The 20,334-nt window shown below is 69.0% G+C and carries 20 protein-coding genes; 7 read left to right on the top strand and 13 right to left on the bottom strand.

Features of this window, described 5'->3' with window-relative positions:
* Positions 1-50 precede the first annotated feature (50 nt).
* From GFK26_RS24765 to GFK26_RS24710, 12 genes are all read right to left on the bottom strand, one after another.
* Positions 51-560 carry an RNA polymerase sigma factor gene (locus GFK26_RS24765; RefSeq protein WP_153284301.1) on the bottom strand — a complete coding sequence of 170 codons (510 nt, stop codon included), beginning with the start codon at positions 558-560 and terminating at the stop codon, positions 51-53.
* Between the two features lie 211 nt (positions 561-771).
* A complete protein-coding gene (locus tag GFK26_RS24760; RefSeq protein ID WP_153284300.1) occupies positions 772-2,208 on the bottom strand; it encodes a PAN domain-containing protein in 1,437 nt (478 codons plus the stop codon).
* A gap of 175 nt (positions 2,209-2,383) precedes the next feature.
* Positions 2,384-3,865, bottom strand: a complete 1,482-nt coding sequence (locus GFK26_RS24755) for a flavin-containing monooxygenase (RefSeq protein WP_153284299.1) — start codon at positions 3,863-3,865, stop codon at positions 2,384-2,386.
* Positions 3,866-3,884: 19 nt separating this feature from the next.
* Positions 3,885-5,495: an MFS transporter gene (locus tag GFK26_RS24750; protein ID WP_153284298.1), complete on the bottom strand. Its 1,611-nt coding sequence runs from the start codon at positions 5,493-5,495 to the stop codon at positions 3,885-3,887.
* A gap of 157 nt (positions 5,496-5,652) precedes the next feature.
* Positions 5,653-6,279, bottom strand: coding sequence for a PqiC family protein (locus GFK26_RS24745; protein ID WP_153284297.1), 627 nt, complete (start codon positions 6,277-6,279; stop codon positions 5,653-5,655).
* Complete coding sequence (locus tag GFK26_RS24740; protein WP_153284296.1) at positions 6,276-7,937, bottom strand: intermembrane transport protein PqiB; 1,662 nt, start codon at positions 7,935-7,937, stop codon at positions 6,276-6,278. Before GFK26_RS24740 ends, GFK26_RS24745 begins: the two co-directional genes overlap by 4 nt.
* On the bottom strand, positions 7,934-8,677 hold the full coding sequence (locus tag GFK26_RS24735; RefSeq protein ID WP_153284295.1) for a paraquat-inducible protein A: 744 nt from the start codon (positions 8,675-8,677) through the stop codon (positions 7,934-7,936). Before GFK26_RS24735 ends, GFK26_RS24740 begins: the two co-directional genes overlap by 4 nt.
* Positions 8,674-9,360, bottom strand: coding sequence for a paraquat-inducible protein A (locus tag GFK26_RS24730; protein ID WP_153284294.1), 687 nt, complete (start codon positions 9,358-9,360; stop codon positions 8,674-8,676). The genes GFK26_RS24735 and GFK26_RS24730 overlap by 4 nt, the downstream gene beginning before the upstream one ends.
* Positions 9,361-9,380: 20 nt before the next feature.
* Positions 9,381-10,811, bottom strand: a complete 1,431-nt coding sequence (locus GFK26_RS24725; protein WP_228121774.1) for an MFS transporter — start codon at positions 10,809-10,811, stop codon at positions 9,381-9,383.
* Position 10,812: 1 nt separating this feature from the next.
* A complete protein-coding gene (locus GFK26_RS24720; protein WP_194273949.1) occupies positions 10,813-12,030 on the bottom strand; it encodes a multidrug effflux MFS transporter in 1,218 nt (405 codons plus the stop codon).
* Between the two features lie 98 nt (positions 12,031-12,128).
* Positions 12,129-12,752 (bottom strand): pyridoxamine 5'-phosphate oxidase family protein, encoded by a 624-nt coding sequence (locus GFK26_RS24715; protein ID WP_153284293.1) that lies wholly within the window; start codon positions 12,750-12,752, stop codon positions 12,129-12,131.
* The gene (locus tag GFK26_RS24710; protein WP_153284292.1) at positions 12,749-13,924 is read right to left on the bottom strand and encodes an MFS transporter; all 1,176 of its coding nucleotides are present in this window, start codon (positions 13,922-13,924) and stop codon (positions 12,749-12,751) included. The genes GFK26_RS24715 and GFK26_RS24710 overlap by 4 nt, the downstream gene beginning before the upstream one ends.
* A 78-nt stretch (positions 13,925-14,002) precedes the next feature.
* Here GFK26_RS24710 and GFK26_RS24705 point away from each other — a divergent pair, with 78 nt between their 5' ends.
* Together GFK26_RS24705 and GFK26_RS24700 are read left to right on the top strand one after the other, a co-directional pair.
* Positions 14,003-14,884, top strand: a complete 882-nt coding sequence (locus GFK26_RS24705; RefSeq protein WP_153284291.1) for a LysR substrate-binding domain-containing protein — start codon at positions 14,003-14,005, stop codon at positions 14,882-14,884.
* Positions 14,885-14,962: 78 nt separating this feature from the next.
* Complete coding sequence (locus GFK26_RS24700; protein WP_153284290.1) at positions 14,963-16,183, top strand: MFS transporter; 1,221 nt, start codon at positions 14,963-14,965, stop codon at positions 16,181-16,183.
* Positions 16,184-16,193: 10 nt separating this feature from the next.
* On the opposite strand, the gene GFK26_RS24695 is transcribed toward GFK26_RS24700, so the two are convergent.
* Positions 16,194-16,751: a methylated-DNA--[protein]-cysteine S-methyltransferase gene (locus GFK26_RS24695; RefSeq protein ID WP_153284289.1), complete on the bottom strand. Its 558-nt coding sequence runs from the start codon at positions 16,749-16,751 to the stop codon at positions 16,194-16,196.
* Positions 16,752-17,071: 320 nt separating this feature from the next.
* Here GFK26_RS24695 and GFK26_RS34725 point away from each other — a divergent pair, with 320 nt between their 5' ends.
* Genes GFK26_RS34725 through GFK26_RS24670 form a run of 5 tightly spaced genes read left to right on the top strand, consistent with a single transcriptional unit; the run spans position 17,072 to position 20,318 of the window.
* A complete protein-coding gene (locus GFK26_RS34725) occupies positions 17,072-17,608 on the top strand; it encodes a GspH/FimT family pseudopilin (RefSeq protein WP_416222513.1) in 537 nt (178 codons plus the stop codon).
* Positions 17,605-18,201, top strand: a complete 597-nt coding sequence (gene pilV / locus GFK26_RS24685; protein ID WP_153284287.1) for a type IV pilus modification protein PilV — start codon at positions 17,605-17,607, stop codon at positions 18,199-18,201. The genes GFK26_RS34725 and pilV overlap by 4 nt, the downstream gene beginning before the upstream one ends.
* A complete protein-coding gene (locus GFK26_RS24680; protein WP_153284286.1) occupies positions 18,198-19,202 on the top strand; it encodes a PilW family protein in 1,005 nt (334 codons plus the stop codon). The genes pilV and GFK26_RS24680 overlap by 4 nt, the downstream gene beginning before the upstream one ends.
* Entirely contained in the window at positions 19,199-19,804 is a 606-nt protein-coding gene (locus GFK26_RS24675) for a pilus assembly PilX family protein (RefSeq protein WP_228121772.1), read from the top strand. Before GFK26_RS24680 ends, GFK26_RS24675 begins: the two co-directional genes overlap by 4 nt.
* A gap of 22 nt (positions 19,805-19,826) precedes the next feature.
* The gene (locus GFK26_RS24670) at positions 19,827-20,318 is read left to right on the top strand and encodes a type IV pilin protein (RefSeq protein WP_153284285.1); all 492 of its coding nucleotides are present in this window, start codon (positions 19,827-19,829) and stop codon (positions 20,316-20,318) included.
* Positions 20,319-20,334 lie beyond the last annotated feature (16 nt).

The raw sequence follows: 20,334 nt of genomic DNA, 5'->3' as shown, positions 1-20,334 counted from the left end.
CACGAGCGTGGTCAAACCCCGTAATGGTGCGTGATCTGCGGTCGCTCATCTCACTGCGAACCCCGGGTCCGCTCCAGGCACGCCCAGCACGCCTCCATCGCGATGCGCAGTTGCATCTCGACCGTGCGCACCGAAATGCCCATGCGCTCGGCGACCTCGGCATACGAGAGCCCGTCGAACTTGTAGAGCACGAAGGCTTCGCGGCAGCGCGGGGGCAGCCGGTCGATGGTCTCGACCATGGCCGCCATGCCCTGGCTGGACGACAGGATGGCGTCGGGCTCGAAGGTCTGCGGACCGATGCAGTCGTCGGCGTCGGGCGGCGGCTCATCGGGCGTCGCCGCGTCGCCGCCCGCGCGCACGCTGGTGCGGCGGTGGTGGTCGGTGACGAGGTTGCGGGCCGTGCGGTACAGCAGCGCGCGCGGGTCGCGCACCACGCTGCCCGTGCGCTGCGCCTCGTACACCCGCACGTAGCTCTCCTGCGCCAGGTCGGCCGCGGTGGCGCGGTCGGGTACCTTGCGGGACAGAAAGCTCAGCAGCTCGCGGTAATAGTGTTCGAACACAGGCGCACCACAGCCGGAAAAGGCGGATCGAAGTCCAGGGGCAGGTTGGCTTCGACACGGCGTGGCTACCTGAGAGATTCAGAACAAAAGAAAACGCGAGATTATGTGCGGGTTCAACCCGCACCTCGTCGAAGGGTAGGCATTTCGCCTGCCGCGCACGGCATGCGCGCGAGCTCCCCTCTCCTTCGGCGCGCGCCAGATTCGCGCGGCCTCAGTTGCCGCACGCGGGGTGCTTCTGCCCTTCGGTGGTGTTCGGCAGGCCCAGGAAGTCCAGGATGTGCGGCGTCGTTCCGTCGATCTGCGTCAACGCGGTACCCCCGAGGTTGCCCAGGCAGTAGCTGGGCTTGAGCGGGTTCTGGTGGTTGTTGTTCAGGATCAGCAGCGTGCTGCGCTCCCCCGCAGTCTGCCCGCCGTGGCCGCTGCCGGTGCCGCCGTGGTCCGAGGTGACGACGATCAGCCATTCTTCGTTCGCGTAGTTCGGCCGCGACGTGAGCGCCGTGAGCACCTGCTGGATCTGCTGGTCTTCGCCGGCGATCTTGCCCTGGTAGAACGCATTGAGCGGCTCGTAGCTCGGCGCGTGGATGTCGGCGTTGTGCAGGTAATAGAAGATGGCCGTCGGCGGGTGCTTCCAGCTCAGCCAGCCTTTCACGGTGTCGGTGGCCTGCTGCGAATTCTTGGCGGCATTGGCGACCACGAAGTCGGCCAGCGCCGGGCGCAGGTTGTGGGTGATGTTGAACCAGTCGCCCACCACCGCGGTCGTGGCCGTCGGCCAGGCCGCCTTGATCTGGTCGAACACGTGGGTCTTCTTCAGCGGCAAGGTGGTGGTGTTCGAGGTCACGCCATGCTTGTCGGCCCAGAAGCCGGTGAACACCGACGACCAGCCGGGCCCGCTCACGGTCGCCTGCTTGGTGCCGCCCGCCAGCACGTTGCCGTGGAAGGCGCCACCGGCAATCAGCGCCGACATCGCGGGCGTCTGCACGCAGCCCGCGCATTGGATGGCGTCGCCGCGCAGGCCGTCCAGGCCGATCAGCAGGATGTGCTTGTTGCCGGGCACGGGGTTGGGAATGCCCTCGCCCGCAATCAGCGAATAGTGGTCGTAGGGGTTGCCGGCGTAATCGGTCTTCAGGCCGCCCACGTCGCCGGCGCGCTTGTCGCTGAGGTCGCAGCGCTGCTGGGTCTTGTTGTAGTCGAAGGACTTGCACCACGCCGTGCGGCTTGCGTCGGTGCAGGCGTTGGCGCAGTCGGCAGGCGTCACGGTCTGCAGGGCCTCGACGTTGTAGCCGCTGATGGCCGCGTTGGCCGTGTGCGCAAAAGGCTTCAGCGGATCGGGCTTGAGGCTGTAGTGGTCATAGGGGTTGCCAGCGTAGTCGGTCTTCAGCCCGCCCACGTCGGCGGCGCGCTTGTCGCTCAGGTCGCAGCTCTGGTTGGTCTTGTTGTAGTCGAACGAGACGCACCAGGCGCCGCGTGGCGCGCCCAGGCAGGCCGACGCGCACATCTCGGGCGTCGACTGCGTCAGGTTCTCGATGTTGTTGCCGGAGATGGCCGCGTTCGGCGTGGTCGCGAAAGCGTCCAGCGAAGCGGCGCTTGCATGGCCTGCAAGCGCTGCGTACAGCAGGCCCGCCAGGGATGCGCGGATCGATGACTTCATGAGGTCTCCTCATCACAGGGTCGTGGGGTGATTCCCGGGTGCTGCCCCGCCGTCTTTCGCACGGTGAGAGCAACGCCGGGCGGAGTAAATCACCGCCGCCTGCCATCGATCCAATTCAAAAATCTTCGATGTTGTATTCAGCAGAGCTATACATCGCCGTGTCACGAAGCAGCCGCTAACGCGCGCGATTCGAGAACGCCATCACCCCGTCGTCCACGCGCCCGAGGCGCAACAGGAGGATGTCGCGCAGGTAGTTCTGGTGCAGCTTCCACGGCGTATGCGCGCCCTGCTTCGGAAACTTGTCGAGCGAGCGCTGCACGTAGCCCGAGCTGAAATCGATCCACGGTTCGGGCGACAGGTCGGGGCCGGCGTTGTGCGGCGTGCATTGCCGCCAGCCGTGCTTGCGCATGTGGTTCAGCAGCCGGCAGACGTAGGCGCAGGTCAGGTCGCACTTGAGCGTCCACGAGGCGTTGGTGTAGCCGAAGGAAGAAGCCAGGTTGGGCACGTCGCTGTACATCATGCCCTTGTAGTTGAACGTGCTCGCCGGGTCGATGTGGCGGCCGTCCACGCTCAGCTCGATGCCGCCGAGCACCTGCAGTTCGAGGCCCGTGGCGGTCACGACGATGTCGGCCTCGAGCTCGCGGCCCGACTTCAATCGCAGGCCCTTGGGCGTGAAGGTGTCGATGTGGTCCGTGACCATCGAGGCGCGGCCCGCGTTGAGCGCCGCGAACAGGTCGCCGTCGGGCACGAGGCACAGGCGCTGGTCCCACGGGTTGTAGCGCGGCGTGAAGTGCGTGGCGACGTCGTAACCGGGCCCGAGCGCGTGGCGCACGCCGCCCAGCAGCATGCGCTTCACGCGTGCCGGCTTGCGCCGTGCGAGCCGGAAGAACAGCATGCCGAGCGTCACGTTCTTCCAGCGCGTGAGGCGGTACGCGGCCATCGCCGGCAACAGGCGCCGCAGGCGGTTGGCCATCGGGTCTTCAGCCGGGCGCGCCACCACGTAGGTCGGCGAGCGCTGCAGCAGCGTGACGTGCGCGGCGGTCTTCGCCATCGCAGGCACCAGCGTCATCGCGGTGGCGCCGCTGCCGATCACGACCACGCGCTGGCCGCCGTGGTCCAGGTCGGCGGGCCAGTGCTGCGGATGGACGATGCGGCCTTTGAAATCGGCCATGCCGGCGAAGTCGGGCGTGTAGCCCGCTTCGTAGCGGTAGTACCCGCTGCACAGGAAGAGGAAGTTGCAGCGCCACTGCACGAGCTGCTTGTCGGCGCCTTGCTCGACATCGACCGTCCAACAGGCGTCGGCGCTCGACCAGCCGGCGCGCACCACGCGGTGCTGGTAGTGGATTTTGTCGTCCACGCCATGCTGGCGCGCGGTGTCGCGCACGTACTGCAGGATCGACGGACCATCGGCGATCGCCTTGGCCTGCGTCCACGGGCGGAACACGTAGCCCAGCGTGTACATGTCGGAGTCGGAACGCACGCCCGGGTAGCGGAACAGATCCCAGGTGCCGCCGCTGCGTTCGCGCCCTTCGAGGATCGCGTAGCTGCGGCCCGGGCATTGCGCCTGCAGGTGGCAGGCGGCGCCGATGCCGGAGAGGCCGGCGCCGACGATCAGGACATCGACATGCGGCGCGTCGGACGGGTTTTCTGCTTCCATCGGGGGCTTGTCTCCTGGCTCATGGCTTGTTGTTGTCTGGCTTTTCTGTGGGCGCGCGACGGATCATCAGCCAGGCACTCACCGCACTCAGCACGGCCAGGCCGGCGCTCAGCAGCATCACCCAGCGGAAGCCCGCGACGAACGATTCCGCCACCGCGCGCTTCACGGCGGCAACGGTCGCCGCATCGGCACCCGGCGGTGCGCCGGCCGCGGCCAATCGGTCGCGTTCGGTCGCAAGAAAAGATCGCACCTCGTCCGAGGCGCCCATCGCCTGCAGCCGCTCGGCCAGCGCCGCGTCGAAGGCCCAGGCCATGATGGCGCCGAACACCGCAATCGCCAGCACTGCCGCCGCGCGCGACACCGCGTTGTTCACGCCCGAGGCCACGCCCGCGAGGTCGGGCCCCACGGCATTCATGACCGTGGTGGTGAGCGGCGCGACCGTCACCGTCATGCCGAAGCCCAGCACCACCACGGCGGGCAGAAAGCCGCTCCAGTAGCTCGCGCCCACGCCCGGCAGCGCGAACAGCGCAAAGCCCACAGCCGCGATGGCCGGCCCGATGACCAGCGGCAGCCGCGGCCCGAAGCGATCGACCAGCTGCCCGGCCCATCCCGAAAGCGCGAACATGAGAAAGATGAACGGCAGCAGCGCCGCGCCGGCCACGGTGGCCGAGTAGCCCTGCACCTGGATCAGGTTGAGCGGAAAGAAATACAGCCCGCCGCCCAGCGCCGCATACAGCAGCAAGGTCAGCAGGTTGGCGCCGCTGAAATTGCCGATGCGCAGCAGCGACAGCGGCAGCATCGGCGTGCGCGCCCGGCGTTCGGCGATGACGAAGCCGACGCTGCCCACGACACCGATGGCCAGCGCCGCAAGCACGGCCGGCGAACGCCAGCTCTGCGTCGGCGCCTCGATGAAGGCGTAGACGATGCCGCCCAGCCCTGCGGTCGCGAGCAGCGCGCCCCACAGGTCGAGCCCGCCGCGCGCTGCGGCGCCTTTGCTCTCGGGCACGTGGCGGCGCACGATCCACAGCACGAGCAGCGCCATCGGCACGTTGATGAGAAAGGCCCAGATCCACGAGAAGTGATCGACCAGAAAACCACCCAGCACCGGCCCCACCGCCGCCGTGATGCCACTGAAACCCGACCACGTGCCGATGGCCTTGCCGCGCTCTTTCTCGGGAAACGAGGCGCTGATGAGCGCCAGGCTACCCGGCACGAGCAGCGCGCCGCCGATGCCTTGAATCGCGCGTGCGGCGATGAGCTGCTGCACGTCGGCCGCGAGCGCACAGCCGACCGACGACAGGGCGAACACGACGACGCCGATGGCGAAGATGCGCCGCCGCCCGTAGTGGTCGCCGAGCGCGCCGCCCACCAGCAGCAGCGCCGCGAGCAGCAAGGCGTAGGACTCGACCACCCATTGCGCCTGGAAGGCCGTGGCGTGCAGGTCGGCCTGGATGGCAGGCAAGGCCACGTTGACCACGGTGCCGTCGATGAAGGCCATGCTCGAGCCGACGATGGCCGCGGCGAGCACCCAGGGTTTGGAGGCTTCGGGGCAGGCGCCCTCTTCCGTGGGTGGATTTGGCCCATGCAGGATCAGCGTGTCGTCGCAGGGCGCTTTGCCGATCTGTGCCATGGGGCCTCCGGTTCAGGGGTTGCCGGTGTTGCGCCTTCCCCCTTTGGGGGAAGGTTGGGATGGGGGCATCTTCCAACGAGGCGCCATGCTCTTTCGAGCACCGTCGTGCCCCACCCCTGCCCTCCCCAGAGGGAGGGAGAAAGACAAAGGCAACGCGTCAGATCGCGCACGCCGTTGCGCCCGGGTTCGCCTGCGCTGCGTTCACGCTGCGCGCCATGGCCGCCGCCGCTGCTGCCGTCACACGCTGCGCACCTTGCGCCAGCGCATCCATGCCGCTGCCGGTCGCCTCGCCCGCGTCGAGCCGGCACACCAGCGTGCGCGCCTCGTCGGAGCGGCGCAGCGTCCAGCTGAAGCCCGCGTCCACGCGCCCGCCATCGACGAGGTCGAACTGGCGCACCTGCACCGCGACGCGCCACACGGGCTGCGAGGTCTGGCGGCCGCCCTGGGTCACGTCGAGCGCACCGAGCCGGCCGGCGATGCCGTTGCCGAGCGCATCGCGCAGCTCGTTCTCGAACGACGAAGCCCAGCGGTGCTGCTCGAGCACATCGACCTGCACGCCGCCGGTCGGGCGGCGCACGACCATCTGCGGGCGCGCCAGCCGCTCGGGCACGGCCACGGGCGCGAGCTCGATGTACAGCGGCGATGCCGCGTTGGGCACACGCGGCGCGGCGTCGGTGAGCGCGGGCGGGCTCGCCAGCGTGTAGTAGTTGTCGGGCTTGCTCGCGCAGCCTGCCAGCAGCACCGCAGCGGCGGCGCACGCGAGCGCGAAGGTCGTCGTCTTCATTTCTTGTCGTCCGGTTTGCCGCGCAGCAGCGATTCGGGATGGCGTTCGAGGTAGTCGGTCAGCACGCGCACCGAGCCTGCGGCGCGCGTCAGTTCACGCAAGGTCTGGCGCATGTCCTGCTGCAGCGGCGAGTCGTCGGCCAGCGTGCGTTCGGCTGTGTTGACGGTCTTGCGCACGTCCTTCATGGCGGCGGCCAGTTCGGGCGTCACATCGGTGTTGATGCGGCTGACGGTCTGCTCGGCGCTGGTGAGCGTCTTGTTGAGCGTGGCCAGCGTGGTGCGCAGGTCGGTGGCGATCTGCTCGTACGGCACCTTGTTGAGCTTGGTCGCGATTTCCTGCACCTGCGACTGGATCTCGTCCAGGCCGTTGGCCACGGTCGGCAGCTCGATCGGGCTCTTCGACAGGTCGATCTTCGCGGGCGGCGACTTCGGGAAGAAGTCGAGCGCCACGTAGACCTGGCCGGTCAGCAGGTTGCCGTTGCGCAGCTGCGCGCGCAGGCCCTTCTCGGCCAGGAAGCGCAGCCGTTCCTGCTGCGTCGCGCGCGACTCCACCCCCTGCGCACCGGCCCCGCTCTCGCGGCGGCGCAGGCGGTCGGGGTAGATCTGCACGAGCACCGGCATGCGGAACTCGCGCTCGGCGCGGTCGAACTCGACGCCGATGGATTTCACCTCGCCGAGCACCACGCCGCGGAAGTCGACCGGCGCGCCCGGCGTCAGTCCTCGCAGCGACTGGTTGAAGTACATCAGCAAGGTCTGCGAAGGCCCGTCGGGCTCCTTCATGGCGGTGGCTTCGTCCTGCGCCAGCACGAAGGCCGTGTTCTCCTTGGCGAGCGGGCCCATGGCGTCGTCGGGCGCCTGGAAGGCGATGCCGCCGAGCAGGATGGTCGCCAGCGATTGCGTGCGCAGCGTGAAGCCGCTGGCGCTCAGCTGCGCGTCGATGCCGCTGGCTTGCCAGAAGCGCGTGTTCATGCCGACGAACTTGTCGTACGGCGCGTTGACGAACACCCGCAGCGTGACGCCGCGGCCGTCGCCGTCGAGCTCGTAGGCCGCGACCTGCCCGACCTTGATGCGCCGGAAGTACACGGGCGAGCCGACGTCGAGCGAGCCCACGTCGCGCGCACGCAGCAAGAACTGCTGGCCCGAGTCGCCGCGCGTGACGATGGGCGGCGTTTCGAGGCCGGTGAACTCGCCCGCGGTTTCTTTCTCGACGCCCGCGTCGGCACCGATGTAGGCGCCCGACAGCAGCGTGCCCAGGCCCGAGATGCCCGAGGTGTCGAGCCGCGGCCGCACCACCCAGAAGCGCGAGTCGGCCGAGGTGAAGCCCTCGGCCTCCTTGTTGAGCTGCACCAGCACGCGCACGTGCGAGCGGTCGCGTGCCAGGCGCAGGCTCTGCACCAGGCCGATCTGCACGTCCTTGTACTTCACGGCGGTCTTGCCAGCTTCGAGGCCTTCGGCCGTCTTGAAGGTGAGCACGATCTCGGGGCCGCGCTCCATGAGGATGCGGGCCACCAGCGTCACGCCGACCAGCGCGGCGACGATGGGAATCAGCCAGATCAGCGAGGGCAGCCACTCGCGGCGGCGCGCCACTTTCGGTTTCGGCAGCGCGGGCGGGGCCGACGCTGCCGGACGGTCTTGCGGTTGCGTGTCTTCTTCACTCATGCGATTTTTTCTTCCCTGCTTTCAAATTCGGTTGCGTCCGCGTCGGCTTGCGGCACCGGGCCGTCCCACGTCAGGCGCGGGTCGAAGCTCAGCGACGCCAGCATGGTCAGCACCACCACCGCGCCGAAGGCAGCAATGCCCACGCCCGCGGTGATGACCGCAAAGCCCTGGATCTGCACCAGCCCGGTGAGCAGCGACACCACGAACACGTCGAGCATCGACCAGCGTCCGATGATCTCGATGATGTGATACAGCTTGGCCCGCTCGCGGCGGCGCCAGTTGCTGCGCCGCTGCGCCAGCACCACAAGCAAGAGCAGTACCGCCAGCTTGAACAGCGGCACCAGGAAGCTCGCGATGAACACGATGGCCGCCAGCCCCCAGGCGCCCGACACCCAGAAGTAGATGACGCCGCTCAGGATGGTGTCGTACTGCGCGCCGAACAGCGTGCGCGTGATCATCACCGGCAGCAGGTTGGCCGGGATGTACATGATGCAGGCCGCGATCAGGAAGGCCCAGGTGCGGTTCAGACTCTGCGGCTTGCGCGTGTGCAGGTGCGTGCCGCAGCGGGCGCAGGCGTCGCCGTCTTCGGCGTCGCGCCAGACGGCGGTGCAGTGCGGGCAGACGTGCAGGCCGAGCCCGGCGGCCGTCGGCGCGGGGTTCTCGTGGTCGTGCTCGTCGTCGGCCTGCGCCTCCCAGGGGCGGGCCGAAGCCAGGCGGGCGGGCAGCCCGCGCACGTTCATGCGCGCACCTCCGGCGCCTCGGCGCCCGCGCCCGCGCCTGCTGCCGCGGCGGCGGCGGCGGCCGCGTCTTCTTCATCGGCCTGGCGGAAGGTCATTTCCCAGAACGCGCCGGGGTTGAACGACAGCACCGCCGTGAGCGTCACGGTGAGCGCCACGAAGGCCCACAGCGCGGGGCCCGGCACGACCGTCGCCATGCTCGACAGCTTGACGATCGCCACCAGCACGCCGAGCAGGAAGACTTCGATCATTCCCCAGGGCCGCAGCGACTGCATCATGCGCACCAGCATCGCAAAACCCCAGGGCCGGTGCGCGCGGGCCAGCGGCACCAGCAGGTAGGCCAGGATGCACAGCTGCAGCAGCGGAAACAGGATGGTCGTGGCCAGCACCAGCAGCGCCACCGGCGACATGCCCTCGGTGCTCAGCACCACCACCGCGCCGGCCAGCGTGGTCTGGCTGCGCAGGCCCTGCAGCTCGATCTCGACGATGGGAAACAGGTTGGCAATGGCGAACATGATCAGGCTCGCGACCGTCAGCGGCAGGATCCGCCGCTGCTGCGCGCCCGGGTGGCGGTCGAGCTCGGTGCCGCAGCGGGGGCACTCGGCCACGTCGCGCGGCGCCAGCGGCGCACGGGCATAGACCGCGTCGCAGCCGGGGCAGACCACGGTGTCAGGTACTTCCTTCATGAGGCCGTACCCTACCTTATTCAGGCGTGCGGACTTGTCGTCTTCAGCCGCAGACTGCTGAAAACCGCAGCCACCGCCGCGCAGCCCGCCGCCAGCACCAGCGCCACCACCGGACCATGTCCGCCGTGTGGGCTCCAGATGCTGAACACCGCCGCCAGCACGACGGCGCCCAGCGTCTGGCCCGTGAGCCGCGCCGTGCCCAGCATGCCGCTGGCCGCACCACTTCGGTGCGCTGGCGGCGAACTCACGATGGTGTGGTTGTTCGGCGACTGGAACAGGCCGAAGCCCAGGCCGCACAGCGCCATGCGCCAGGCGATGTCGGCATTGCCCGGATGCGCCGGCAGCGCCGCCAGCAGCGCGAGGCCGGCGGCCAGCAGGCCCAGGCCGATGCCGCCGAGCAGCCCGTCGGGGTAGCGCCCGATCAGCCGGCCGGCGATGGGCGCCATCACCACGATGGCCAGCGGCCACGCGGTGATGAGCAGCCCGGCCTCGATGTGGCTGCGGCCGTACACGTCGAGCAGCAAGAACGGCAGCGCGATGTAGGCCAGCATCTGCGCGCAGAACGCCGCCACCGACGTGCCCATCGACAGCGCGAACACCGGGATGCGCAGCAGGTCGATGGGAAAGAGCGGCACCGCCAGCTTGCGCTGGCGCCGCAGGTAAACAAAGCCCACCGCCAGCCCGGCCAACAGCGTCGCCCAGGCCAGCCACGGCGTGCCTGCGGCCTGCACCCCGCCCTCGCGCACGCCCAGCTGGTCCACGCCGAGGAACACCAGCGAGAACATCAGCACGTTGAGCGTCACGTCGAGCAGCGAGAAGCGCGCGCCCGCCGCCGGCGCCGAGCGGTTGAACGGCAGCGCCCGCATGCCCAGCGCGAAGGTGACGATGCCCAGCGGCACGTTGATGGCAAAGAGCCACGGCCACGACGCCACCGACAAGATCGCCGCCGCCACCGAAGGCCCGGCCACCGACGAGGTGGCAACCACCAGCGAGTTGATCGCCATGCCCTTGCCCAGCTGTGCCGACGGATACGTGAGCCGCACCAGCGCTGCGTTGACGCTCATGATGCCGGCGGCGCCCAACCCCTGGAGCGCGCGCGACGCGATCAGCGTGCCGAGCGAGTTGGCAAAGGTCGCGGCCAGCGACGACACGGTGAACACCGCCATGCCCACGAGGTACACGCGCCGGTAGCCCACGAGGTCGCCCAGCGACGCCAGCGGCAGCAGCATCACCAGCGTGGCGATCTGGTACGCGTTGACCACCCAGATCGCCTGCGCCGGCGTGGCCTGCAGCTCGCGCGCAATGCCCGGCAGCGCGAGGTTGACGATGGTGCCGTCGAGCACCGAGACCGTGAGCCCGAGGATGATGACCAGCATCGCCCAGCCACGCGCGGGCGCGGCCAGGCCGTCGAGCGGAGCCGGCTTGCCGTCACCTGCCATGGCCACCGTCATGTCAGGCCTCCTGCGCCCTGCCCTCGGTCGGCTCCGAGCGCACACCGCCGAGCGTGAGCCAGGTCAGCACCAGCGCGATGAGCGCACCGGCGGCCATGCCCGCCACCATCGGCAGCGGACGGCCGTTGGAGAACAGGCCCACCACCGCCATCGCGAGTGCGCCGGTCAGCATCTGCAACGTGCCCAGCAGCGCCGAGGCGGTGCCGGCAATGGCGCCGTGCATCTCGAGCGCCAGCACGCCGGTGGTCGGGATCACGAGGCCCATGAAGCCCGAAGCGATGAAGTACAGAACGATCAGCACCCAGAGGTTGTCGCCGCCCATCGCGAAGTAGACGAACATCGCGACCATCGCCACGCCGCAGCAGACCACGCCGAACTTGACGAGGTTGACCAGCCCGTAGCGCTCGCCCAGCGAGCCCGTGAACTGCGAGGCCGCAATGAAGGCCGCCGCGTTCACGCCGAAGGCCACGCTGTACATCGCGGGCGACAGGCCGTAGTGGTCGATCATCACGAACGACGAGTTCGCCAGGTAGGTGAAGAAGCCCGCCATCGCGAAGCCGCCGATGAACACCAGCCCGAGGTAGTGCCAGTCGCGCAGCAGCAGCCAGTAGGCGGACAGCGCGCTGCCCAGGCTGCTTTCGACGCGCTCCGAAGCCGGGCGTGTTTCGTCGAGCAGCTTGACCATCATGGCCAGGCCCGCCACCGCGGCGATGGTGACGGCCCAGAACACGCCGCGCCAGCCGGTGAAGGCGATGACCACGCTTCCCGCGAGCGGCGCAAGAATCGGCGACACGCTGAACACCAGCATCAGCAGCGACATGAGCCGCGCGGCGTCGGTGCCGGTGTGCAGGTCACGCACCACGGCGCGCGGAATCGCCATGCCGGCGGCCGCGCCCAGGCCCTGCACGAAGCGCAACGCAATCAGCGTCTGGATGTCGGTCGCCAACGCACAGCCCACGCTGGCGAGCGCGAACAGCACCAGCCCGGCATACAGCGGCGGCTTGCGCCCGACCATGTCGGAGATCGGACCGTAGAGCAGCTGCCCCGCGCCGAGCGACAGGAAGAAGGCGGTGAGGCTCATCTGCACCGCGCCGATGTCCGCATGCAGGCTCTGCCCGATGGCGGGCAATGCCGGGAGGTACATGTCGATCGCGAAAGGCCCGATGGCGGAGAGCAGGCCCAGCAGCAGGGCCATTTTGAAGAACGGAGAAGAACGCATCGGGTCGATTGTGGCGAAGGCTCGCAATCGGTGCAGGCGTGGGGTCGGCGGCTTTCGCCGCTAGTGCATTCGTTCTACCGGGCGGTACGGCGCCCTGTTCAGTACAGCGTCGAGCGCTGCCGCGCGGGCAGTTCGCGGTCGTAGGTGGCGCCGTCGAAGGCCGCATCGGTCAGCGCGGAAAGGATGGCGCCCGGCGTCGGCACGGTGCGCGGTACGGTGCGCGGTACGTCTTCCGGCACGGGCGCCCAGAGCTTCGAACGCTGGATGGCGCGGGCGCACTGGAAGAACACGGTCTCGACGGTGATCTCGATCACGCACTGCGGCGCTCGCCCTTCCACCGCGAAGCGCGCCAGCAATTCGGGTGCTGCGGTGATGCGTGCGCGTCCGTTCACGCGTAGCGTTTCGCCCACGCCCGGAATCAGGAACAGCAACGCCACGCGCGGGTCGGTCACGATGTTGCGCAGGCTGTCGATGCGGTTGTTGCCGCGGCGCTCGGGCAGCAGCAGCGTCTTCTCGTCCTGCACCGCGACGAAGCCCGGGGCGTCGCCGCGCGGCGAGGCGTCGAGCCCGCCGGGGCCGAGGGTCGCCAGCACCGCGAACGGTGATGCGGCAATCAACGCCTGGTAGCTCGGGTGCAGGTACGGCACCTCTTTCTTGAGCGAGGCCTCGCCCGGCTGGCCGAACAGGGCTTCGAGTTGCGCAACGGTGTCGATGGTGGTCATGGGGTGATGTTCTCCTGAATCGGGTTTGGTGCGGAGGCGCGCCGTACGCATGCGAGTGCCGCGACCGCCAACAGCAGCGCGGCGGTGCCGTAGATCCACGGCGGCGAAGCAATGGGCAGCAGCACGCCGGCCAACAAGGGCCCGGCGCCCGCGCCGATGTCGCGCCAGACCGCGCGGGCCGCGAGCGCCCGCACGCGCTCGGGCCCGGGCGTGCGACGTGCCACGATGGGCGGCAAGAGCGGCAGCTGCAGCGCGCGCAGCACCACGATCAGCGCGGCGCAGCTCCACAGCCAACCCATGCCGAAACCCACGAGCGCGAGCGACGTCACCAGCGACAGACTCACGAGCAGGCGCTCGGCGCCGAAATGCTCCGCCATGCGCCCGCCCACCGGCCCGAGGAAGATTTCTGCGAGGTAGCGCAGCGCCATCAGCACGCCGGCCACGATCACCGCGCCGCCGGGCAGCAGGTCCTTGCCGAGGTACGACAGGCCCACGATGAAGAGGCCGTCGAGCGCCAGCCCTTCCATGAACGACCAGCCGTCCAGCGCATTCGGCCGCTGGAAACGCCGCGTCGGCGCTGCGCTGTGATGCGGCTTCGACGGCAACCGCCAGGTGACGAACAGCGCAAGCAACGACACCACCGCCAGCACGCCGAAGATCGCGCGCGGCCCGACCGTGTACGCCAGCAGCGCGCCGAGCGGCAACGCCAGCACCGGCCCGGTCGCGATGAAGGCGCGCGACCGCCCGCTGCGCCGCGCGGCACCGATCGGGTCGGCCGTGGCCAGGGCCTGCGTCGACAGATTGAGCGCCGCGAAGCACAGGCCCCAGGTCAGCCGCAACGGCAGCAGCGCCCAGAACCCCGAGAGCGTGGCGTAGCCCAGCCCGCAGCACGCGGCGGCCACCACGGCCAGTGTGCAGCTCGCCCGGTCGCCATGGCGCGCATAGAAACGCGCCACCCAGCCGTAGCCCGCGATCCGCACCAGCCGGTTGGCCGCCAGCAGCAGGCCGACCTCGGCCAGCGAAACGCCGAACTGCGACGCGTACATGGGCAGCAGCAGGTACAGCACCACATCGGCCGGCAGCGACAGGCCGAGCGCCATCGCGGCGTGGCGGGAATCCAGGTCGGTGGATCGGACGGGAACTGTGGGAGAAGGCGGTGGTGCGGCGGACATCGAGCCCGTATCGTGCCCGCTCGCGCCACCCGCCGACAACCGACATTCCCGCGCGGCATGCGTGAGAAAATCGCACGCATGCCGCTTCGCGAACCGCCCCTTCATGCCGTGCGTGCCTTCGTCGCGGCGGCCCGCCACCTGAGCTTCACGCGCGCCGCGGTCGAACTGCATGTGACGCACAGCGCAGTGAGCCGGCAGATCAAGAGCCTCGAAGCCAGCCTGGGCGTGGCGCTGTTCGAACGCCGCATCCGGCAGGTCACGCTGACGCCCGAGGGCCAGCAGTTCTTTGCGGAAACCGAACCCGCGCTCGCGCAGATCCACGCGGCGGCGCGTGCGCTGCAGCTGCAGGGACCGGCGCGTGCGGTGCGCATCAACGTGCGGCCGTCGTTCGCCGTGCGCTGGCTGATTCCCCGTCTGCCGTCGTTCGTGGAACGGCATCCCGACATCGAGCCGCAGGTCGTCACCAGCACCGTCATGCCCGAGCAGGCGACGGGCAGCTTCGACATTGCCGTGCGCCGTGGCCTTGAGGGCTGGCCGTCGTCGATCAAGGTGCGGCCTTTTCTCGAAGACGAGGTGCTGGTGGTCGGCGCGCCGGCGCTGTTCAAGACGCAGCCGCTGCCCGACCTGCGCGCCCTCGCTTCGCATGTGCTGCTGTCGGCACGCACGCGCAAAGACGATTGGGACGACTGGAAGAAGCAGGTCGGCGCACCGCGCGCGCGGCCGGCCGGGCGGCTGCAGTTCGATCACCTGCACTTCGTGCTGCAGGCCGCAGTCGACGGGCTGGGCATTGCGCTCGCGCCGACCTCGCTGGTGGCGCACGACCTGGCGTCGGGGCGACTGCAGTCGCCGCTGCCGGAATTGCGGATGACGCTGGAGCGTTACTACTACGGCCTCGCACCTGACGCGGCACCCGAAGCGGTGTGCGTTGCCGAGTGGTTCGAGCAGATGAACTCGGGCTGACGCTTCCACGTCCGTAAACGGCCAGCGGCAAAGGGGTGCGGAACGCACGATGCAGGCTTTGCTTTCGTGTTCCGCCACATGCCCTCGCCCCTTCCCCGCTCCTTCTCCCACCTCGCGTGGGCCAACCTCGCGGCGCAGTCCGCCGAACAACTGAGCCTCGCGGCCGTGCCGCTGGTGGCCGTGCTCGCGCTCGGCGCCGGGCCCGGGGAGATCGGTTTTCTGGCCGCGGTGCAGACGCTGCCCTTCCTGCTGGTCTCGCTGCCAATGGGTCTGCTCGCGGACCGCATGTCGCGCCACCGGTTGATGGTGTGGGCCGAGGGCCTGCGCGCCGTGTCGCTGCTGGCCTTGCTGGGCATGGTGCTGTCGTCGACGCTCGGCATCGGCGGGCTGGCCGTGCTCGGGTTCCTCGGCGCGGTCGGTACCGTGGGCTTCAGCGTCGCGGCGCCCGCGCTGGTGCCAGCCCTTGTGCCACGCGACGCGCTGGCGCTCGCCAACGGGCGGCTGGAGCTGGCGCGCAGCGCCGCCTTCACAGCGGGGCCTGCGCTTGCGGGCGCGCTCGTCGCGTGGGCCGGGGCCTCGTCGGCCTTCGTGCTGGCGGCGGTGCTGTCGGTGGCGGCCGTGGGCCTCTTGCTGCGCCTGAACGAAGCGCCCCGCCCCGCGGCCCCGTCACGCCATCCGCTGCGTGAGGTGCAAGACGGCGCTCGCTTCGTCTGGCAGCACGCGTTCCTGCGGCCCATGCTGATGACCGGTGCGGTCTTCAACATCTCGTGGTTCGTGCTGCAGGCGGGCTATGTGCCTTATGCGGTGCGCGTGCTCGGCCTCGGCGCGCAGGCCGTGGGCTTCACGCTCGCGATGTACGGTGCGGGCATGGTCGTCGGCGCGCTGCTGACCTCGCGCGTGACGGCACGGCTGCCCTTCGGGCGCGCGATCCAGGTCGGGCCCGCCGTGGCGGTCGCCGCTGCCGCGACGATGGCGGCCACGCTGATCGTGCCGAGCGCGTCGCTGGCCGCGCTTTCGTTTTTCCTGTTCGGTGCGGGACCGATGGTCTGGGTCATCACCTCGACCACGCTGCGCCAGAGCGTGACGGCCTCGGCGATGCTGGGCCGGGTATCGGCGGTGTTCCTGACGGTGAACGCAGGCGCGCGCCCGGTCGGTGCGGCGCTCGGCGGCGTGGTCGGTGCGATGTGGGGGGAGCCCGCGTGCCTGTTGCTGGCGCTCGCGGGTTTCGTGCTGCAAGCCGCGATCATCTTCGGATCGCACATCGCAAGGCTGCACCGCCTGCCGGTGCCGGCGGCCTGAGCGTTCCAGTTCAGAACAGCGAACGCGTCCCGCTCGGCGTGGCGCCTTCGATGTCGAGCATGCGCAGCTTGGTCAACGCGCCGCCGCCCGCCGAGAAGCCGCCGGGCTTGTTGCCCGCGGCCAGCACGCGATGGCACGGCACGACCGGCGCGAAGGGGTTGTGGCCCATGGCCTGACCGACTGCGCGCGAGAGGCCCTTGTCGCCCAATTCTTCGGCCACCTCGCCGTAAGTGCGCGTCTGCCCCGGCGGAATGCGCCGCGCGATCGCGTAGACGCGCTGGTGGAATTCGGACACGCCGCGCATGTCGAGCGCGATGTCGCACAGGTCGTCGGTCGCGCCTTCGAGCAGCGCCTGCACGCCCGCGATGGCGTGCTGCGCATGCTGCGACGGTGGGGCTTCCTCCAGGTCAGGAAAGCGCCGGCGCATGCGCGCACGCGTCGCGGCTTCGCCCCGCTCTTCAGGCAGTTGCACGCCGACCAGTCCCTGCGGCCCCCAGGCCAGCGCGCAGGCGCCGATGGCGGTCGGGAACAAGGCGAAGCCGGATTCGGGAGTGGATGCGGCAGTCATCGAAGCATTGTGATTCAAGGTTGAAAAACGAGGCACGAGCAAGCGCTCGAAGCCCTCTTCCGCAGAAGAGAAAAAGTACCAGCCAAACACCCCGAAATACCAGACTTTCACTCGGCGCTTCGAGGCGTTTCCGCTCATCGTTTCGAACGGACCGAACGTCGGCAAGCCGTTGTCGGACACGTGCATCGGCCACTAGTCTCGCGCCCAGAAGTTGTCGGCTGACATTCCAGAACGACAGGGAGGAAATGCACATGAGGCGACGCGATTCTTCGCGGCCGACGAGGCTGCGCAACCAGCGGGGACTGACGGCCATCGAGCTGATGGTCACGCTCGCGATCCTGGCGATCCTGCTCGGGCTGGCGGCTCCATCCATGACGCGCTTCATCGTGCAGTGGCGGCTGTCCAACACGGTGAATGCGCTGACAGGCTCGCTGCGCACCGCACGTACCGAAGCCATCGCGCGTGCGCGCCCCGTCATCGTCTGCCAATTGCGCGCGGGAACCACGGTCGGCTGCGAAACCGGTACGGGCGCCAGGGATTTCGCGGTCGGCTGGATCGTCTTCGTCAACAACGACCGCGACGCGGCCTCCGCCTATTCGGAATCGGCGGGCGACGAGCTGCTGCTGCGACAGAGCGCACTGCCCGGCATCGCGAAGATCACGCTGGGCAAAGCCGCAGACTTCGTTTTCCTGCCCAACGGCCTGGTGAGCTCGGGAAGCAACAGCGTCGCCGTCGAGGCCCCCGGCTTCGACACGCTCGTCACCACCCCATGGGCGCGCAGGACGCTGTGCATCAGCAAGCCGGGGCGAATCCGCCATGCAGCGGATGGCGTCGATTGCTCGGGCAACGACGAATGAAGCACCCCACACAACGCGGCGCCACGCTGATCGAGGTGCTGGTGGCCATCGTGGTGCTGGCCATCGCCCTGTTCGGCATGGCGGGGCTCACGTCGGCGGCCCTCAAGTACAACCAGTTCTCGCGCATGCGCGCCACCGGACTGAGCCTCGTGAACGACTACGCGGAGCGCGCCCGCGCCAACCTCTCGGGCTTTGCCGGCTACGCCCACACCAAGGCCTACAACGCCAGCGTGCGAGAGGCGGCATCCACCGACCCCACAGCGCTGCCCGTCGCCTGCAAGATCGACACCTCCGTTCCCGACAAGCCGGTCAACACCTGCGGGGCGGCCATTGCCACCTACGACCTGGCGCAGTGGCTCACCAATGTCGAGAACAGGCTGCCGGGCGGCACGGCCTACGTGACCACGGAACTGGTCGATGCGCCCTCCGGCGTGAACGGCCTGCCGGCCACGCGCGTGCTGAACATCTGGCTGATATGGAGTGCCATCGCCGAAGACGCCGGCTTCGGGCAGCGCCAGACCTGCCCCATCGACGGCGCCAACATCTCGGCCCCGGCAGAGGTGAACTGCATGTACTTCCGGATCACGCTATGAGCGCCGTCTTCGCTGCTCCCTCGCGCATGCGCAACCCGGCCCGCGGCTTCACGCTCATCGAGCTGATGATCTCGCTGACGATCGGACTGGTGATCCTGGCAGCCGCCCTGTCCACGTTCTCGACCTCGAGCCGCAGCAGCCAGCTGTCGCAGGCCGAGACGCAATTGAACGAGGACGGCATCCTTGCGCTCAACCTGATCCAGCAGCAGCTCAAGCAGGCCGGTTATTCGCAGCAGCTCATTCCGGGCAGCGGCGCCACGGTGATGGGCAATTTCGCCGGATCTGCGGTGCGGGGCTGCGACGGCGCATTCACCGACGCCGCGGCCGCCTTCGACAAGCTCTCGTGCACGGGCAAAGGCAGCGACGCCATCGCCATCCGTTACGAAGCCACCACCGACAACACCATGCCCACGGGCACCGATACCAAGCTGGCGACGAACTGCCTGGGCAACGGCATCAACGCGCTCACGGCGTCGCAGGTGAGCCCGCCTCCCACGCCGGCACCCGGCGCGCCCCCACCCGGCAACTACGCACTGGCCGACAACCGCTATCTGGTGACCGACGCGAGCACAGCCCCCATGCTGTCTTGCCGCGGCATGGAGAAGCGCGATGCCGTCAACGCGATCGGCACCCCTCAGCCGCTGCTGGCCAACGTCGAGAGCATGCGGATCCTGTATGGCGTCGCCAACCGGCCCAGCATCGAACTCGCGGCCACCTACGACCCGCAGCGGCATCAGATCGTCAAGTACCTGGATGCCGCGGGTGTCGATGCCCAGGTCAGCAGCGGCGTCCTTGCCGACCTCGCCGAAGACCGCTGGGGCCGCGTGCTGAGCGTGCGCATGTGCCTGCAGATGCGCAGCGACCGGCCCGTGCGCGACGTGCCTGCCGGCGGCTTTGCCTACAAGCGATGCGACAACACCGACCACACCGGCACCGATGGCTATCTGCGCAGGACCTTCACCACCACGGTGCTGCTGCGCAACCGAATGATCACCCCATGAACACGAAGCCGCCCCCTCCTGTGCGCCGCAACACCGGCACGAACGAACGCGGCGTGGTGCTGGTCGTCACGCTGATCCTGGTCGTGATTCTTTCGCTGGTTGGCACCTTCGCTATTCGCAATGCCACGCAGAGCGAACGCAGCATCAACGGCATCCGTTCGGCCGAAGTGGCCCGCGAGGCGGCCGAGACGGCGCTGCGTTTTTGCGAGCAGGTGGCCATGTTCGACGGCGACGGCAAGGACTACACCGAGTACGGCACCACCGGCATGCGCGCCCGGATCATTGCGACCACCATCGGCTCGGAGTTCGATGTGGGCGCGGCATGGCGCGACAGCAGCAGCTGGGTCGGCAACAGCGCGATCCTCGTTCCGAAGGACTACATCAACAAGAAGCCCAACGGCACCCAGGTCGACGCCGTGCAGCTGGAGATTCAACCGCGCTGCCTCGTCCAGAAGATTGCGACGACCTCGACGCCCCAGCTGACCGGCTACCTCATCACCGCGCGGGGCTTCGCCAACAACGCCAGTTTCGACGGCACGACCGGGAAAGCCACGCAGGGCGCCGAAGCATGGCTGCAGTCCGTGCTGACGCGAGACAAATGACCTTCTCTTGCCTCTTCAATCCATGAAACACCCACGTTCCGTTTTCTCGCACGCCCGCCGCGGCTTCACGCTGATCGAAGTCATGGTCGTCGTCGCGATCGTCGCCATCCTCGCGGCCATCGCACTGCCGAACTACCAGGAGCACGTGCGCCGCTCCAAACGCGCCGAGGCCCAGGGGCTCCTGATGGAAGCCGCCCAGTACATGCAGCGCCACTACTCAGCCAACGACCGCTACACCGCCGTCGCAGGAAAGATCACTGTCGAAGCCGAACAGAAGATCGGCAACGACAGCATGCTGCCCGCCGCGTTGCGCCAGTCGCCGCGATCAGGCGCCGCCGCCAACTACACCTTCTCCGTGGTCGCGCGCGACAACCCGCCCTCCTACACCCTCAAGGCCACAGGCACCGGGAGCATGAGCCGCGACCGGTGCGGCACGCAGACCTTGAACAGCCTGGGGGCCAAGGGCGTCACAGACCAGGCCACGGGCCTCGGGGCCACAGATTGCTGGCGGTGAGCCACGCATGCCCTAC

This window comes from Variovorax paradoxus (genome assembly GCF_009498455.1).
In the GTDB taxonomy this organism is placed as follows: domain Bacteria; phylum Pseudomonadota; class Gammaproteobacteria; order Burkholderiales; family Burkholderiaceae_C; genus Variovorax; species Variovorax paradoxus_H.
This window is presented reverse-complemented; position numbering and strand designations above follow the sequence as displayed.